This window comes from Ruminococcus sp. YE282 (genome assembly GCA_900101355.1).
Taxonomy (GTDB): Bacteria; Bacillota; Clostridia; order Oscillospirales; family Acutalibacteraceae; genus Ruminococcoides; species Ruminococcoides bromii_A.
The window spans coordinates 54872-71904 of the sequence record FMUV01000005.1; the positions used below are offsets into that span (position 1 = coordinate 54872).

Consider the following 17033-nt stretch of genomic DNA (forward strand, 5'->3'; position numbering starts at 1 on the left):
GCTATGCGCAACATTATACAATCACTTAGGAATCAAAAACTAAGGAGTGAATTGCATGACAAATATCAGGGAAGAAAAAAATATTTGCGGCACAGCGAGTGGGCAAATGGTACAAAACTAACGGTATTACTGAAACTACGTATTACCCTAGGATAAGAATCATCAGCGAGGAGTATCTTCAAAATGCGAAAAACGCAACGACGAAAGTTGTCTAGTTATCTTTATGAATGAAAAAATTTTCCGATTCATGGATGAATACTTGGAACCACTTCCTATGAAAAAAAGCTATAATGTCAAAAAGTATGATTGTGAATACTTATACAAAAGCTCTTGCTCTATCTTCATGTTTACGGAACCGTTAGATTAATGGCGATAAGCGCATGTTTTACTCCTCAGAATAAACGGTAGCTGTACACACCAGAATAAGTGGTTGGTAGACGAACAATATCCAAAGTCAGAAAAGATTGTCTTAGTTATAATAATGATCGTAAAACTTGCTTAGTTCCTTTACTCTATAAAGTTTACTCTCTTGAATAAGCTTTTCGCATATCTCAAAAGTTGAAAATTCACTAAACTCTTAAGCATGTTTCTAGGCTTGACATTGCTGAAATAGAGTTATCTTCCCTTAGAATCAAAGCTCTTCTTGGGAAGCGTATTCCCTCGATTGACACTTTTGATGAAACGCTATCTGCATTGAGTTGTAATCGCAACTACTCACAAAAGTGTGTTGATTGGCAGTTCACTATAGACGATGCTCGAATTAAACATAAACAGCTTTATCTAGTGATAGAGTTTTATGTGAAATAAGATACTACGATGATGGTTTGCTTTCACCATGTGTATATTTTTTGTAACGTTTTTGTTGATAAATACTACTTATTAATGATTTTTAGGTTCAGTCCCTTTTTCTGTAATATTTAAAAAGTATTGAGAAACTAAGGGAAAAAGTCTTAGCATATTTTCAGATTATTGCCAAGATTAAAATGATCGGCTACGCCGCCATCTCTTAATGAGCTTACTCCACAAAAAAGCAATTGAGTTTTTTTATATCGAGTTTAACAGATTCAGAATAACAATACCGGGAATGATTTTGATGAAGTATCTTAATAGGTTGCCAGAACCAAATGAATTAAAACAGCGGCTTAAAATTTCACATGACATGTTCCATAAAAAAGAATTACGCGATCAAGAAATTGCTGATATTTTAAGAGGAGTATCGAAAAAAAAGATTATAATAATTGGTCCTTGTTCATCCGATAATGAATCATCAATTCTTGATTATGTAAGTCGCCTTGCAATTATTCAAGAGTCAGTAAAAGACAAATTGCTTATTATTCCTCGTGTTTATACTGCTAAACCAAGAACAAAGGGCTGTGGCTATATGGGTATGCTACATCAGCCAGACAAATCAAGTAATGAAGACGTTGTTAAAGGAATTGAGCAAGTTAGAAAAATCCACATAAAGGTTTTCAACGAATCAGAATTGAGCACAGCTGACGAAATATTATACCCTGATGTTTATGAGTATATATCTGATTTACTTACATATTGTTCTATTGGTGCACGAACTGTAGAAAGTCAGGAGCATAGATTATTGGCTAGTGGAATTTCATGCCCAGTAGGTATGAAAAATCCAACCAGTGGGGATTTGTCTGTCATGCTTAATGCAATTTTTGCAAGTCAAATGCCGCATCGAATGCTTTACATGGGGTGGGAAGTTCAAACGGATGGAAATCCGTTATCACATGCAATATTACGTGGCTCTTCTTTGTTTGGAATAGAAAAACAAAACTGTACTATTAGCGAATTCAATTATTTGAGAAAACATTATAAAACGCCAGTTTTTCAAGTTCCTTCTGTAATTGTGGATGTTAGTCACAGTAATGCATTAGGAAACTATAATAATCAAATCTACAATTGCTATAATCTAATAAAATTATGTAATTTGTATGGATGGGTTAATAGAATGATAAAAGGTCTAATGATAGAAAGCTATATTGAAGATGGAAGACAAAATGTGAACGGTTGTTGCTATGGTAAATCAATTACCGATCCATGTATCGGTTGGAAGAAAACCTATGACTTATTGATGAAAATAGCGAATGATTGGAATATTATTTAAAATGCCCAATGATGGTTATTAATGATATACCAAAACCTTTTGGAGTTGATAGGAAATTCTCTTGTTGTTAAGCTGAATAAAATTGTATATCCTAATTGTGCTGATTTTCCTGTTGTAATTGAAGTCTCAATATCGGCGAATCAATTAAAATATGTACGGTATTTAATATGATATGGAAGGCATATTGTGTGGTGTTTCAAGCATTACCATTGTCGTAGCTGCAATTGAGTGTGCAAAAAACTTGAAATTGGAAAACCATTGTAACAATTCTGCCTGATACATCTGGGCGTTATTTTGTTACACTGCATTTGATTAGTTAAGGATTCTTAAAGAAGTTGATACTCTTTTCAGTAAAAAGCAGGAAAAATCCATGCATTTTCGGGGAAAGGTGTCATGTTAAATGATTAAAAAACCTAAATATTTTAATAGATGAAAAATAGAAACCGCTACATAACCGCTCCTTGAAATAAGGTTTTATGAAGAGATAAGTATGAGCAACTTTAAACATCATAGCATTGTATTAGTAAACTATTTTCTAACAAATAAGAATAGATAATTAACTAATTAACTATTGAATTTTAAATTAATATCCTTAATTCAAGAAATTGTTTGTGATTAGTCCGAATGTATTTGTCTCATTATGGCTGAATGTCTAAAGAAAAAATTTTGCGATTATGCTTAAGTTGTTGGTAGTTAATATCAAGTAGTTCGTGCCTCTGTGTTTACAAAGGCACGGATTTGTTGTATTATAACTGTGTTGAATTTGCTGAATTGAAAATAACAAAGGTTTCAATCGTTTAATTGTGCCGATTGATAATGCAAGTCAAAACGAGAATAAAGATGGAAGTGAACCTATGGACATCAAAGCAAAGCTTCGTACATTCTATGTAGCTAAAATACTATATGAGCAGACGGACGAAGAACACTATTTGACGATAGCTCAAATCTTAGATCAGCTTAAAAATGAATATGGGATTTTAACCTCGCGTGGAACAGTCAGCGATGATATTAAAGTACTCCAAGCGTTTGGTGTTGAAATAGAAGTGGAGCAATCTACACAGAACCGATATTATTTGATTGGCAGAAGGTTTGATTTGCCGGAACTGAAAGTTCTGATTGACGCGGTGGAGTCTGCCAGATTTATTCCGAAAGAAAAAAGCTCTGCACTGGTGGCTAAGCTCAGTCTATTGGCGAGTCCGTTTGAGACTCCAAGATTAATTCGAAATGTTGACGTCGAAAATCGAATAAAGGCTGATAATGAGAAGATTTACTATATCATGGAAGCTCTGAACGATGCAATAAATGATAAAAAGAAAGTATCTTTTCAGTATTTTACATATAACCGAAACAAAGAACGAGCAGCTAAACATGACGGCGAGGTTTATGTGTTCAGTCCATATAAAATGATATGGAACGGTGATTATTATTATGTTGTCGGATATTCCGAAAAGCACAGCAGTATCGGAAGCTTTCGTGTTGATCGGATTGTAACAACACCGCAAATCTTGATAGAAGAACAGCATGAGCCGCCTAGAGACTTTGATTTGAATGTATATCTGAATTCTATGTTCCGAATGTATAACGGCGAGCGTAAGCAGGTTGAATTAATATGCGATAACGATCTCATGGATGCCATTATCGATAAGTTCGGGAAAGATGTAGATGTTTCCGCTTATGATGAAGAATCATTTAACGTGGTTGTAACAACATCTGTCGGGAATGTTTTTTACAGCTGGATTTTTGGCTTTGGCGGTCGAGTAACTATAAATAGTCCGGAAGATGTAAAAAGTAAGTATGCAAAAATGGTAGCGGCTGCTACATCTGCGCTTGAAAAGTGAGTTTCAATATATCGTATTTTGTTGAGGTGTAACCGATTGGTTGCACCTCGTTTTTAAATTGCAATTACCCTCTTGATATTTATAAAAGAAAGAGTATAATATTTGTAGTGGGAAAACAAATCCCACTAAATGAAATTTAGGTGCTAATATATGAGATCTTTCAATCAAACGTACTTGGACGATATTTTGAAATTCGTGAATAAGTACTATCAGGAAAATCGTAAGGCTCCGACCATTATTCAGGTGTCTACAGGTGTTGGTGTGCCCCGTTCAACTACGCACCGATATCTGCAGGAGTTGAGCAACAGAGGCTTGCTTGAATATGGCAGAGGCATCCTTTCAGCCCCGGAGAGCGCTAAGATGAAAACTTCCTACATATCCGCCCCGTTAGTCGGTTCAATTCAATGCGGTTCTCCGGAAGAAGAGGAAGAGTTTGTAGAGGAATATGTCAGCCTGCCCGTTTCCATGTTTGGCGAAGGAGATTTTTATATTCTCAGAGCTAAAGGTGATTCGATGGTCGACGCCGGAATTGAAGAAGATGATTTGATTGTGATTGAGCGTAATTGTCCTGCTAAAATAGGGGATATAGTGGTTGCGTTGGATCCTTATAATCAGAACACTTTAAAACGCTACGGCGGTTTCGACAAAGCGGAACGACGCTATATTCTTAAATATGAGAATGAGGCGAAGTATCCGGGAGAAGAAATAAAGGTGCAAAGCTTCCATGTGCAAGGAGTAGCTCGAAACGTTATCAAATCTCTTTAATCAATATACTTAAACATGATAGGAGATGTTTCATATGAATTCAGTTGATGTGAAATGTCCGATCTGTGACACCTTGAATAAATTATTAAACTTAGAAGAAACAGACGGATGGATGGAATGTGAAAATTGCGGCAGCGCGGTTCAGATAATGAAATATGTTAAGACTCGTCGGATACCTACATATCAGATGTGCGACGCCAAGCTGCTGGTTGCTCTATCAAAGAAGTAGGAGGGAGAAGGCAATGCTGCAAGATTGGACGATCTACTCTTGGTATTGCCCAAACTGTAACACAGAAGTATGTGGGATAAAAGACAAGAAGAATCAGATCAAAACAAAATGTGAGAGGTGCGGAGTACAGATGGTGCGCAAATTTATCGGAAGGCGACACCAGCAGATAGATATCTACGCGCCGGATTATGATGAATATGACAATTTTAGTTTAGGGAGGCAATAAGATGAAAGTGTTACAAAGACGTATACAAGAACGTAATGAGGCATTGTTCAGCCTTGATAAGATTAAGATTATGGCTTACTTGCGTAAGTATAATCTGCCGACAGAGGCTAGCTCAGATGTTGTTTTCTGGGCAGGCATTTATAAGGCAATCTGCAATATAAAGAACGCACCCGAGCCGATTGTTGAAGAAGCTCGTACATGGCTGAATGAAAAAGGATTCAGCACGACTATCTCTTTATAAATCGTTCATAGTTCAATACAAATGAATCAACGGCATCACGACGGAAAGGCTGAGATGAAACAGACTGCATAAGTCCTTCTTCCAGGTCACTTGACCGTGCGGCGAGAATAAACTCGCCCAAACACTAACCGGTAGTTAGTCCAGATATAAATGAGAGGCCACCGGCAAGGTAAACGCTATAGTTGTATCTATAGGTTTATCTTGTCGGTGGCTTTTTTGTTTTCACCGACATTTACAAATACATATTCGAAGCCTGAAGTACAAGGGCAAAGGATACAAATACGCTGATTTCAAAAGATGAAAAAGCAGTATAGGTACCCTTAGATTTTTGCACCTTGTTTCAGACAAGCAGAATCAGGAGCACTTTTCGCTGGCGTAATTGTGTCCTTTGGACCGCGTCAGGCGGAAAGGGCTTTTATGCGTTATTTACAGCTATGTAGTGCAGATGAATCAAACTGCACCCGCGCTCCTCCGAGTCAAATTGAATAGGCTAACAAAATTCAATTTGATTTCGGAGGACATAATGAAAAATTATAAAAACAGCTCATATGCAGCTAACAAATACAGTAAGGATATAGTTTACAATTCAGAGGTTTCAGGAAGCACTTCAATAACTTTGGACGATTTTTTGAAGTCAGATCCAACCTTGACAAAGGCTGATTTCGAGTTTTGGAAGAATTGGTCAGATGAGGATTACAGAGTGGAATCCAAAGAAACCAACAATCAAACAAAAAAAGATGTGTTATTTACGAGTCTTGATGAGGTGGTTGCTGGTTTTGAATTATCTATTGAAGAACAGTACGAGGAAGATGAGTGCGAGAGCATCTATTTAACTGCAGTGCGTGAAGCAATGCATAGATTCCTTAATGACAAATCTATTTCTTCGACAACAAAAGAACGATTTCGCCTCCATTTTATTAATGGTGAAAGAGTGCTTGATATTTCAGAAAGACATGGGGTACAGAGCTCCTCAGTATGCAAAGGGCTTAAAAAATCTCTAAACAAGTTTAAGGGTTATTTCTTTTTATGTGTTCGTGAGATTATGGAAAGATAATAATCGTTGGTCAATATAGCCGAAAACACAGATTGAAAAATGTTTAAAATGCTGAAATAATTATTTTTTTCAAAAAACGGTCTAATTTTTCCTGATTTGAGTGCAATAGGTGAAAGGGTTAGTTCTCTTTTACCGGATTGCCTCAACTCGCCAGAGGGAATTCGGTGTTGTTCTTTGAAAATTTCATATCAGCATTTAAAACACTTTCTTTCTGTTGTGAGCTACAGAAGCGGACGCGCAAGCCTCCAGGACTTCGACTCGGAGAGGCATACTTCGGGAAAGCCAAAACCAACAGCGAGGATAATGATACTTCCGTCCAGTCACAGTCCGAGCGTGATAGAACCGTCGCAGGCAATGAGGGCGGCCGCGAGAGAACCTTGCGGTAGCGGAGAGGCTAATGGAGTCAAATGCATGACCTTTTAAGTGTTCCCGTAATCCGAGGGGGATCGAGGATAAATATCGGATACCGGACAGTTCCAATGCAGGACTATTCTGTTGTGAGAAGGAACACAGAGAGCTCTCTCAAGAGCCGCGACGTCGTGTTTCGAAAAACGGCAGGGCAGAGGAACTGTCCAATCGTGCGACATTAGAAATAATGATTGATAAGATAAGGCAGTGGCTTCGGTTGCTGCCTTGTTACATAAAATCGAAAAGAAGTCTTTATAAATTCAATATTATATGTTATAATAAATCGAAATGTAAAGTGGGTGATTATTTGGAAAACAAAATCGCAAACATAAACAGCAATTCAGAAGAGATATATTCTTCTATTCGTTCAAGTGTAATCAACGCGCAGCACAGAGTTTATTCTGCCGTAAATTCCGCTATGGTGATTGCCTATTGGGAGATAGGTGAGCAGATTTATAAAGCTTGCGGTGAAAATGAAAGAGCTGAGTACGGCAAAAATCTTTTGAAATATCTTTCTGATAAACTAACGGCTGAATTTGGTAAAGGGTATACTGTCAGAAATCTAAGAGCTATGCGACAGTTTTATTGCAACTATCCAATTCGGCACACACTGTGTGCCGAATTGAGTTGGTCGCATTATCGTGTACTAATGAGAGTTTCAGATAAAACTGTCCGTGATTTTTATACTGAAGAATGCGCCAAATCTATGTGGAGTGTACGACAGCTTGAAAGACAGATAAACACGATGTATTATCAGCGGCTTCTCGCAAGCCAAGATAAGAAAGCTGTTGCCGCAGAAATAGGGAGCATCGAACCAAAGCCTGAATATGAAAAAGCTATCAAGGATCCGTATGTAATGGAGTTTCTCCAAATTAAGCCGGATACACATGTATATGAAACCGACCTTGAACAAGCCTTGATAGACCATTTACAGCAGTTTCTCCTTGAATTAGGAAGAGGCTTCTCGTTCGTTTCAAGACAGAAGCGTTTTACGCTCAACGGACAGGATTTCTTCATCGATCTTGTTTTCTACAATTACATACTCAAATGCTTTGTCTTAATTGACTTGAAAACGGACAAGCTTACGCACCAAGATCTCGGACAAATGCAGATGTATGTTAATTACTACACAAGAGAGTTGATGAACGAAGGAGATAATCCTCCAATCGGCATTGTGCTTTGTGCTGAAAAGAATGATGCCATTGTAAAATACACCTTGCCGGAGGATAATAATCAAATCTTCGCCTCAAAATACTTTACATATCTTCCCACAGAGGAAGAGTTAAAGCAGGAATTGAGAATAGATGAGTTTAGAAAACTCGACGAAGATTAATCGGAAAATATAACACATTAATGGAGCACTGACGAAAGTCGGTGCTTTTTCTATTGGTGAAAGAAAATGATAAATAAAGGTGATGTATATTATGCCGACCTCAACCCTGTGATCGGAAGTGAGCAGGGAGGGGTCAGACCGGTTGTCATTCTACAGAATGATATCGGAAACAAATATAGTCCGACTACGATAGTTGCTCCCATGACAACCAAAAGTAAAACTTATGTCCCGATGCACATTAAGCTCAAGGAGAGTTTTCTCGCTGGACGCTCCACCTTGCTTTTAGAGCAGATACGGACGATAGATAAAAGACGGTTGATTAAAAAGATGGGTTCGCTATCGGAAAACAGTATGGCTGAAATTGAAAGATTATTAGATAAGAATTTCAATATATAAAGGAAAGGAATTAAGATGGTAGGATTTATAATCGGATTGTTTGTAGGCGGCTTTCTCGGAGTTTTCGTTATGTGTTTATGTAACGTGGCTTCGAGAGCCGATAATAATATTGAACGAATGGATATTAAGGGAGCTGATAAGGATGGAGAAAACGAAGAGAAATAACGAATATGAATATGATAAGAGCCATGTTATCCATAGTCTGTTTGGAGATTACCCGGTAACGATACGCTTTTCCAAGAAGAAAAACGAAGAAGTTGAAAGCTATGTTTTAGGTTCACTTTTAGATACATTTAATGAAAGAATCAGAGAAAATCCTTGTTAGTTTTTTTGCTCTGTTTATCTGGCTATATTAATTAGTTTATAGTATTGTTTGTGTTGCAAAAAAGCACCGAAAGGAAGGATTAAAATGACAGAAGCAAAAATGCCGACAACTTGCAACAGAGTTATGGCGCTATACAGAGTATCAACCAAAGGTCAGGTTGACAAAAACGACATCCCGATGCAGAAGCAATCCTGCAGGGAGTTCGCCCAAAGACAAGGCTGGTGCATTATAAAGGAGTTCCAGGAAAAGGGAATATCCGGTTATAAGGTATCAGCAGAAAACCGTGACGCCATGATAGAACTGAAAAAAGCCGCCGAGCGAAAGGAATTTGATATACTGCTTGTATTCATGTTCGACAGAATCGGCAGAATGGACGATGAAACTCCTTATGTTGTAAAATGGTTCATCGATCACGGAATCAGAGTTTGGAGCGTCGTCGAAGGTGAGCAGCGCATGGACAGTCACGTCGACAAGCTTATGAACTACATAAGATTCTGGCAAGCTAACGGCGAAAGCGAGAAAACATCAACCCGCGTAAAGACAAGACTCTCGCAGATGGTGCAAGAGGGAATGTATACCGGAGGCAATGTTCCTTACGGATACAAGCTTGTAAAAAGCGGGATGAAGAATAAAAAGGGCAAAGAACTAATGATGGTTGTGATTGACGAAGATGAAGCCCCAATCATCAAGAGCATATTCTCGATGACATTGAGAGAAGGATACGGCTCCTATCAAATAGCCAAGCAACTCAATGAAAAAGGGCTTCGAACCCATAGAGGAAGTAAATTCCAAGCAAACACCATCAGGCGAATCCTCAGGAACAAGATGTTCTGCGGTTACCTTATAGCGGGAGAAAGCGAATCTCCTCACTTGCCTGACCTCGAAATAATCAGCGAAAACGTATTCAAACAAGTACAATTCATCATGGATCAGCGTTCGGCGAAGGATGATGAGAAGAAACAAATCGCTTTAAGAACCAAAGGTAAGACGCAGCTATCAGGAAATCTTTACTGCGGACACTGCGGAAGAAAACTGATTGCTACCACACATACATACTACTATGACAGAGCAGACGGCACGAGAGTGAAAACCGTAAAACAGAGGTATATCTGTACCAACAGCGGACGAGATAGAGGTATATGCAACGGGCAAGGTGCTTATCTTGCAGAGAAAGTTGACGAAGTGGTACTCGAAGTTGTCAGAAAATACCTTGATGCCATAAAGGTCACTCCCAAGAGTCTGACTATGGAAAAGCAGTATAAAACTGAAATTGCTGACACAAAGAAACTGAAAAAGAAGGTTGAAGCAGAGTTGGAAAAGCTGAAGAAACAGTCAGTGAAGCTCTCCGCTGAAATCGGAAAAGTATTAATAGGGGAGAGCAACTATACCTCTGAAATGCTTACTACCTCCATCAACATTATCAATCAGTCGATAGCTGAAAAAGAAAATCAAATAGCCGAGATAGAGTCCAAGCTTGCCAATCAACAAGATGATATAGGCAAGCTTGATTTCTATTATGATGAGTTTAGATCATGGGCAGATGAATTCGATCTTAGCACTAATGAAGAGCGAAAGATGATTATCTGCAAGCTGATAAAACAGATAAGGCTCTACAAAGGATATCAGTTCGAGATTGACTTCGACAGCGACTACAAGAGATTCATAAACGAATTCACGATGGTTAAGTAATAACAGAACAGTCTTATATCTTTACAAACCTCTTTAATATCTTGCGAAGGTTTATGGACAAGGAAAGTTTTTTCTGTTATCATATATAATATACAAAATAGGGATAGGTTAATTTGTGATTGTTGACCTGTTATGTAAGAGAATTATTATAATGGTTTATAAAAGGAAAGAAAAATGTGTAAAAGTAATGTCTATATAAGTGATAATATTGATCCAAACCTTAGCCTTTATCGGTATATGTCTTTAGCTCAATTTCTGTCAATTGTTGAGAATAATAAGATTTTTATGAATAAGGTTAAAAGTTGGGAAGATCCATGGGAAGGCCCTGATGACCAAATTCCAGTTCAGCTTGAAAATGAAAAAATAGAACAACGTGATTCATTCTTAACAGCAACAACCGTTGGTCAATGTTGGACATATGAAAAAGACTCGGATGCAATGTGGAGAATTTATTCACCAGATAGACAAGGCATTATGATAGAAACAAATATTGAAAGCTTTGGTGGGGTTCGAAATTTAAGAGAGGCAGTATTAGCTAAAGTTATCTATTACAACAGAGATAATTATATAGAAAAGCGAAATGAAATATCAGAGAATAAATCATATCGGTATGCAGGGGATATGGCTTTGAAAAGAGAAGCATTTAAGCACGAAAATGAAGTTAGACTTTTAGTTTGCCTACAAGCATATGGCGATATAAAAGAAGCATTGAAAACATCTAGTATGAGTTTTGATTTAAACCCGCTTTCTTTTATTAAGTCAATTACATTTGATCCGAGAGCCGATGATTGGTATGTCAATACAATGAAGCTATACTGTGCATCAAAGGGATTTAAATGCCCTATAGAGAAATCATCTTTGTATGAAAAAGATTTTTTTGAGAAATTGAGGCTTGTCAAAAGATATGAAACAATAGAAGGAGATTGTCATGGCAAACGAAACTGAACAGATGGGTGTTAGTTATTGCTCATGGATTGCTGCACGTAACAAATGGTTGTTTCGAAATCAACCGGTTAATGATATTGGCATTGATGCACATATGGAGTTTATTGAAGAATCCGGCAAACCAAAACAACTTCTTGCTTTACAGATTAAATCTGGTATAAGTTGGTTCAAAGAGAAAAAAGATGGATGTATAGTTTTTCGCAGTATCAACGAGAGGCAATACCTTTATTGGACTACAAATTCTTTGCCTTGCATTGTAGTATTGTATAATCCGGAAGATAATATGTGTATTTGGCAAAAACTAACATCAGAAACTATTGAGAGAACAAGTGGTGGGCAGGGAAAAGGCTTTTTTGTTAAAGTTCCTTTAGAACAGGTTTTCTTGAACGAGCGCTCAAATAATAAACTTCTTTCTTATACGAATTTGCCGGATCATATTACAAATTACAATTTTTTGCTCTCTCAAAAAGCATTTATGCAAATAATTCAGGAAGGCGGAATTGTCAAATTACATTCAGAAGAATGGGTAAACAAGAGTAGCGGTAGAGGAAAGACGGAATTGATTGTGGATGACGGCAATAGTATAAGAGAATATTCGTATCCATATTGGTTTCCGTTTACACCATATACTGAAGTTTTTCCTCGGCTTTTTCCATGGGCGAATTTTTCGATTGATGAAGATTATTACGAAGAGTATGATGAGGCATTTTGGCGTGAATATCATTGTATTTATGATAAAGAGGAACATGAGTGGTTGATTGTGGGTGATACCTTTGAAGAGTATCGAAAAAAATTAGATCCAATGCGCAGCATTGACTATTCAGGAGAAGTGGCAGAATATATGCTAATACTTAGTTTAAATGATTTGGGTAAATCTTTTTTAACAGTTAATGAATTTATTACGCAGAACCAGGTATATGCAGATGCAAGACCGGAAAAAGACTAAAAGGAAATAGAATATGAGAAAAATAAAGCTAAATGAGATTATTGATAATAAAAATGTAATAGGTGAGTATAATCTTTTACCTACAGAAAAATATGTTATTAATATTGAAGAGAAATGGGATTTCCAAATGGCAGTAATGACATCATTTCAAACTGTAGGAGTACCCCCTGCACTTAAGAATTATCATGCGTGGCTATTTGAAAATGGGTTTAAAGTGAATGAGCCAAATCTTTCAAATGAATTTGTGGCGCAATATTATGGAGTTAAGCCTCTTTGGAAAACCAATTTTTCGCAAGGTATTGTTGTTAGGGAAGAGCATGATAACGATTATTATATTATCATGGAATGCAGTAATAAAAATATAGGGTATAAGCACGCTGTAGTTATACTTACTCTGGGTGGATGTATGTAGAATTATTGTTTAGATGGTTTACATAAGCTAATAGAGGTTAAAAGAGACAAGAAAAATCTATAAATGCGGAGGGGAAAATGAGCGAGTTGCTTAATGGAATATTTGACTGCCTGAATTTAGATGAACATAATGGTTTGGCTACAGCTGATAGCTTACATAGTATGAGCCCTTTTCAAAGAATGTTTTATACACAGGTTCATGATAAAATAGGAGTTGATGCAGTTTATTTTCTTCGTGATACGCAGGGAATTGCGAAGATACCACTAATCTATTTCTCGGTTATACAGGAATATGATGCAAAACAAGTATCAGAATTACATCGATTATCTTGGAATCTTGGAGAAGCACCGCTGCTGTTTGTGGTTACACCTGATGAATTATTAATCTATAATAACTACCAAACTCCAAAAACAAAAGAGGATGGAACGCTTGATCCTACCGCTGCTGTAATTGAAACATTAAGCTTAGCTAATGGTGTAGCAACACAACGAGCTGCGCTTCAAAAGTATCATCGCACATTGCTTGAAAGCGGGGAGTTTTGGAGACAAAGCAAAAATAGATTTGATGCACAGGGACGAGTTGACACAACCCTTATGTCAAATCTAAGAATCATGCGTAAAACTCTGATCAATCAAATCGGCAAAAGAAATAACACAAGCAAAGAAATTATTTCGAGTGTTGTTCATTCTTTACTCAGCAGATCTATATTTATTAAGTACTTAGAGGAAAGAAAGGATTCTAACGGGCAAACGGTGTTTCCTTATGGATTCTATTCACAATTTTTTGAATCTGCAAAGCAATATACTGATGTTCTAAAGAATAAAGAAGCAACATACAATTTGTTTCATTCATTAAGAGAAAAGTTTCATGGCGATACACTTCAAGTTTCGGAAATAGAAGAAGAGATAATTACGCAAACAGATTTAGAAGAATTACGTGCATTTCTTCTGGGAGATAGTGATCTGGAAAGCCGACAACTATCTTTATGGCCTCTTTATAGTTTCGATATAATCCCCATTCAACTTATCAGTAGTATCTACGAATTATTTTTTCATCTTTCGGATGAGGATGATGAGAAAGGTACATATTATACTCCTCTACATCTCGTAAACTTGTTAATGGATGAAGTTTATCCGTGGGAAGGTGATTATAAAGATATTACCTTTTTTGATCCCTCATGCGGATCAGGTGTTTTCTTAGTTGAAGCGTATAGAAGAATCGTATGCAGATGGATTTATCACAACAATTGTAATTCTATCACATGTGATCAACTTGAATCACTATTAACCAAATGTATATTTGGTGTAGATATTAATGAAGAAGCTATCAGAGTTGCATCCTTTAGCTTAAGCCTTGCTATGTGCGATTTTCTTGATCCACGTAGCATATGGGATGATCTTTCATTTCCTCGATTACTTGAAACAAATTTGATTATCAGCGATTTCTTTGATGAAGATAAAACATTTAATTCAACAAAATATGATGTGATTATCGGTAATCCTCCTTGGCAAAGCAGTATTACTGATAAAACAAAAGAATACTTAAAAAAAGAAAACTATGTCATAGGTGATAAGCAAATCGCACAAGCTTTCTCGCTTAAGTGTTCATCGTTATGTAAAACAAATGGGTTTATTTGCCTTTTAATGCCAAGTAAAGGATTACTATTTAATAGATCAGAAAACAGTAGAAAGTATCGCGCTGATTTGTTTTTCAATAATAGTGTAATTGCGATTATTAATCTGTCAATATATAGAAGGTTTTTATTCGATCATGCGAGTGGACCAGCTGCTGCGATTATCTACACTCCTAAAAAAGAAAGCATTAATCAACCAATAGTATATTGTACTCCAAAGCCAATTTACACAATTGAAGATATAAGAAAGTTTTCTATAGATCCAACGGATATTTGCAGAATTCCATCTGATATTATTGATGATGATAGGATATGGAAGATTGCAATGTGGGGTTCTCCGCGAGATCTTGAATTAATCGAAAAAATGAATAATACTTTCGAACCCATGAAATCATTTCTTAACGAAAATCAGATGATAACTGCCGAAGGGTTCAAAAGAGGAAATCGCAAGCACCAGTGTAATGATTTTTATGGACTTCCGTTAGTAGAAGCCAAAACATTCAAGCCATATTATGTTCCTCAGATTGATTTATCTGTTGTCGAATTTAGTGATTTTGAATGTGTTGTAAAAAAATATAGAGAAATCTTTATGGCTCCACATTTAATTATAAAACAAAGTCATAGAAACGGCACTTTTCTATCGGAGGTATTAGATTATAATGCTGTATTTAACCATAGTTTGTTGGGAATACATGGAGACATTAATAAACTCAAGTATCTAAGTGTAATTATAGGGTCAAGAGTTTTTTCGTATTATCATATCCTTACAAACAGAAAGTGGTTAGTTGAACGTGATGAGTTAGAAGCAGGGGACATTTGGCAAACGCCCATACCTAATCCGAACGAAATAGAGATAGCCGAAGCCTGTATATTATTTGACGAATTAGTATCTTCACCAACAGATAAAGAGCGGTCAGAGCAATTTGTTCGCAGGATGTATCGTTTAAAAGAATATGAGTGCTATCAAATAGATGATGTAATTGATTATGTGTTTGATTATTTTAAGAATAAACAACGCTCAGTTTCTTTTGAATCGCCAAATGTTGATGCCTATAAATTGTACTATCAATCATTAACTGAGGTGTTATTAAATTCATTTGGAAAGAATATAGGCTTTTCAGGCATATTCTATTTGGGGGATTCGCCACTTTCTTTACTTGTGTTAAGCATCAAAGATCATTATCAAGCCAATCCAAACTTTGAAAACAATAATGATAAATTAAATGAATTACTTCTGAATTTGGATGGTTCGTTGGTTGACGAACAACAAATGGTTTTTATTAGGCGAAACCTTCGAATCTATCAACAGGATAAAATATTTATCATTAAGCCTTCGCAAAGAAAGTATTGGACATATTCTGCTTCATGTAGGGATGCAGATGAAATATTTAAAGATGTTTCAAACGCATGGAGGTAAAAAATGAGTAGTATTAGAAATATAACAGCCTCCTCTCCTGTCCCTGATGATTTAGCTAAAAGACTTGGACCATCTGGGGTTAATGAGATCCTATTGACTTTATGGCAAGGATATCATGATCTAGTATCTGATCCCGCAATCATAATAACTAAGAATGCATTGGAAGATGATATTACACTAGAATGGTATGGAAAAATACAACAACGATGGAATAATAAGAATCGTGCAACATCTCTTAAAATCAACCGTATAGGACCGGTACATCAATATCCTGATCCGAGTTTAAAAAAGAAACGCGGATACGAACCTACGATAGATTTTTGCTTTAGAGATTGGAATACTTCAAACAGTTATTTTGGAGCGGAATGCAAAAATCTTTATCATAAGAAAAAAGATAAAATCAAAAGATATGTTAAAACAGGCGTCCAAAACTATACATCCGGACGCTATGGTTCACAATCATCTGAATCATCAATAGTGGGGTATGTATTAAGCGGAAAAATTGCTGATATAGTGAAAGAACTTGTTTCTGAAATTGCAACAGATTCACCTATTAGCAATTTATCTAGAGAAACTGTTTTTGTGGATCCTCAATATGCATCACGCCATATACGAAACACCGACAAAAACGAAATAACACTCCATCACTTGTTTTTTGATTTTACTTAAAATACAAGTTAATAAATGAACGAAAATTGCTTATCATCGAAGGCTTATATTTTATTCTTTAGAAAATTTGAGCATGTCAAAGAATATGGTTAGTCTAATGTTATGAATGTCTTAAGAATTCTTTTTGACTAATTAGCTGTTTTTTCTTACTTGGCTTATTCTGCTGATAATGTTAAGCTCGGACGATTAGAGAACGTGGAGGACGTGGTTGACATGCCCTGAGAGGAAATGTAAGCCTTATAAGTTATCGGCTTTTTACCGAAAGTGTTAACGCTATGTATTTATGAAAGACGAAATCATAATCATACGCATCTTTCTTTTTGCTGAATACTCGTCTAACAATTACTTGGGTAACACAGTCGGGCACTGAGTGTGACACTAAGGA

General features: G+C 36.5%; 16 protein-coding genes. All 16 read left to right on the forward strand.

Annotated features, from left to right (window positions below; all coding sequences use genetic code 11):
• Nucleotides 1-1093: 1093 nt before the first annotated feature.
• The 16 genes from BLP46_RS03260 to BLP46_RS03345 all read left to right on the forward strand — a co-directional run bounded on the left by BLP46_RS03260 (nucleotide 1094) and on the right by BLP46_RS03345 (nucleotide 16648).
• Entirely contained in the window at nucleotides 1094-2122 is a 1029-nt protein-coding gene (locus tag BLP46_RS03260; protein ID WP_207645198.1) for a 3-deoxy-7-phosphoheptulonate synthase, read from the forward strand.
• 854 nt (nucleotides 2123-2976) lie between these two features.
• Nucleotides 2977-3960, forward strand: a complete 984-nt coding sequence (locus BLP46_RS03265) for a helix-turn-helix transcriptional regulator (protein ID WP_092975546.1) — start codon at nucleotides 2977-2979, stop codon at nucleotides 3958-3960.
• Nucleotides 3961-4110: 150 nt separating this feature from the next.
• On the forward strand, nucleotides 4111-4725 hold the full coding sequence (locus tag BLP46_RS03270; RefSeq protein ID WP_092975549.1) for a LexA family protein: 615 nt from the start codon (nucleotides 4111-4113) through the stop codon (nucleotides 4723-4725).
• Nucleotides 4726-4759: 34 nt separating this feature from the next.
• The gene (locus BLP46_RS03275) at nucleotides 4760-4954 is read left to right on the forward strand and encodes a translation initiation factor 2 (protein ID WP_092975552.1); all 195 of its coding nucleotides are present in this window, start codon (nucleotides 4760-4762) and stop codon (nucleotides 4952-4954) included.
• Between the two features lie 227 nt (nucleotides 4955-5181).
• Nucleotides 5182-5421: a hypothetical protein gene (locus tag BLP46_RS03285; protein ID WP_092975558.1), complete on the forward strand. Its 240-nt coding sequence runs from the start codon at nucleotides 5182-5184 to the stop codon at nucleotides 5419-5421.
• 523 nt (nucleotides 5422-5944) lie between these two features.
• Nucleotides 5945-6475, forward strand: coding sequence for a hypothetical protein (locus BLP46_RS03290; protein ID WP_092975560.1), 531 nt, complete (start codon nucleotides 5945-5947; stop codon nucleotides 6473-6475).
• A gap of 715 nt (nucleotides 6476-7190) precedes the next feature.
• Nucleotides 7191-8216: a PDDEXK nuclease domain-containing protein gene (locus BLP46_RS03300; RefSeq protein ID WP_318259446.1), complete on the forward strand. Its 1026-nt coding sequence runs from the start codon at nucleotides 7191-7193 to the stop codon at nucleotides 8214-8216.
• A 66-nt stretch (nucleotides 8217-8282) separates the two neighbouring features.
• Nucleotides 8283-8612 (forward strand): type II toxin-antitoxin system PemK/MazF family toxin, encoded by a 330-nt coding sequence (locus BLP46_RS03305; protein WP_092975570.1) that lies wholly within the window; start codon nucleotides 8283-8285, stop codon nucleotides 8610-8612.
• 15 nt (nucleotides 8613-8627) lie between these two features.
• A complete protein-coding gene (locus BLP46_RS03310) occupies nucleotides 8628-8777 on the forward strand; it encodes a DUF3789 domain-containing protein (RefSeq protein ID WP_092975573.1) in 150 nt (49 codons plus the stop codon).
• Complete coding sequence (locus BLP46_RS03315) at nucleotides 8755-8937, forward strand: hypothetical protein (protein ID WP_092975576.1); 183 nt, start codon at nucleotides 8755-8757, stop codon at nucleotides 8935-8937. The genes BLP46_RS03310 and BLP46_RS03315 overlap by 23 nt, the downstream gene beginning before the upstream one ends.
• Nucleotides 8938-9021: 84 nt before the next feature.
• A complete protein-coding gene (locus BLP46_RS03320; RefSeq protein WP_092975579.1) occupies nucleotides 9022-10626 on the forward strand; it encodes a recombinase family protein in 1605 nt (534 codons plus the stop codon).
• 174 nt (nucleotides 10627-10800) lie between these two features.
• Entirely contained in the window at nucleotides 10801-11571 is a 771-nt protein-coding gene (locus BLP46_RS03325) for a DUF2971 domain-containing protein (RefSeq protein ID WP_092975582.1), read from the forward strand.
• A complete protein-coding gene (locus BLP46_RS03330) occupies nucleotides 11555-12517 on the forward strand; it encodes a DUF4365 domain-containing protein (protein ID WP_092975585.1) in 963 nt (320 codons plus the stop codon). The genes BLP46_RS03325 and BLP46_RS03330 overlap by 17 nt, the downstream gene beginning before the upstream one ends.
• Before the next feature lie 13 nt (nucleotides 12518-12530).
• Complete coding sequence (locus BLP46_RS03335) at nucleotides 12531-12929, forward strand: hypothetical protein (protein WP_092975588.1); 399 nt, start codon at nucleotides 12531-12533, stop codon at nucleotides 12927-12929.
• Nucleotides 12930-13006: 77 nt separating this feature from the next.
• Complete coding sequence (locus BLP46_RS03340) at nucleotides 13007-15979, forward strand: HsdM family class I SAM-dependent methyltransferase (protein WP_092975591.1); 2973 nt, start codon at nucleotides 13007-13009, stop codon at nucleotides 15977-15979.
• Between the two features lie 3 nt (nucleotides 15980-15982).
• A complete protein-coding gene (locus tag BLP46_RS03345) occupies nucleotides 15983-16648 on the forward strand; it encodes a hypothetical protein (protein WP_092975595.1) in 666 nt (221 codons plus the stop codon).
• The last annotated feature ends 385 nt before the right edge of the window (nucleotides 16649-17033 follow it).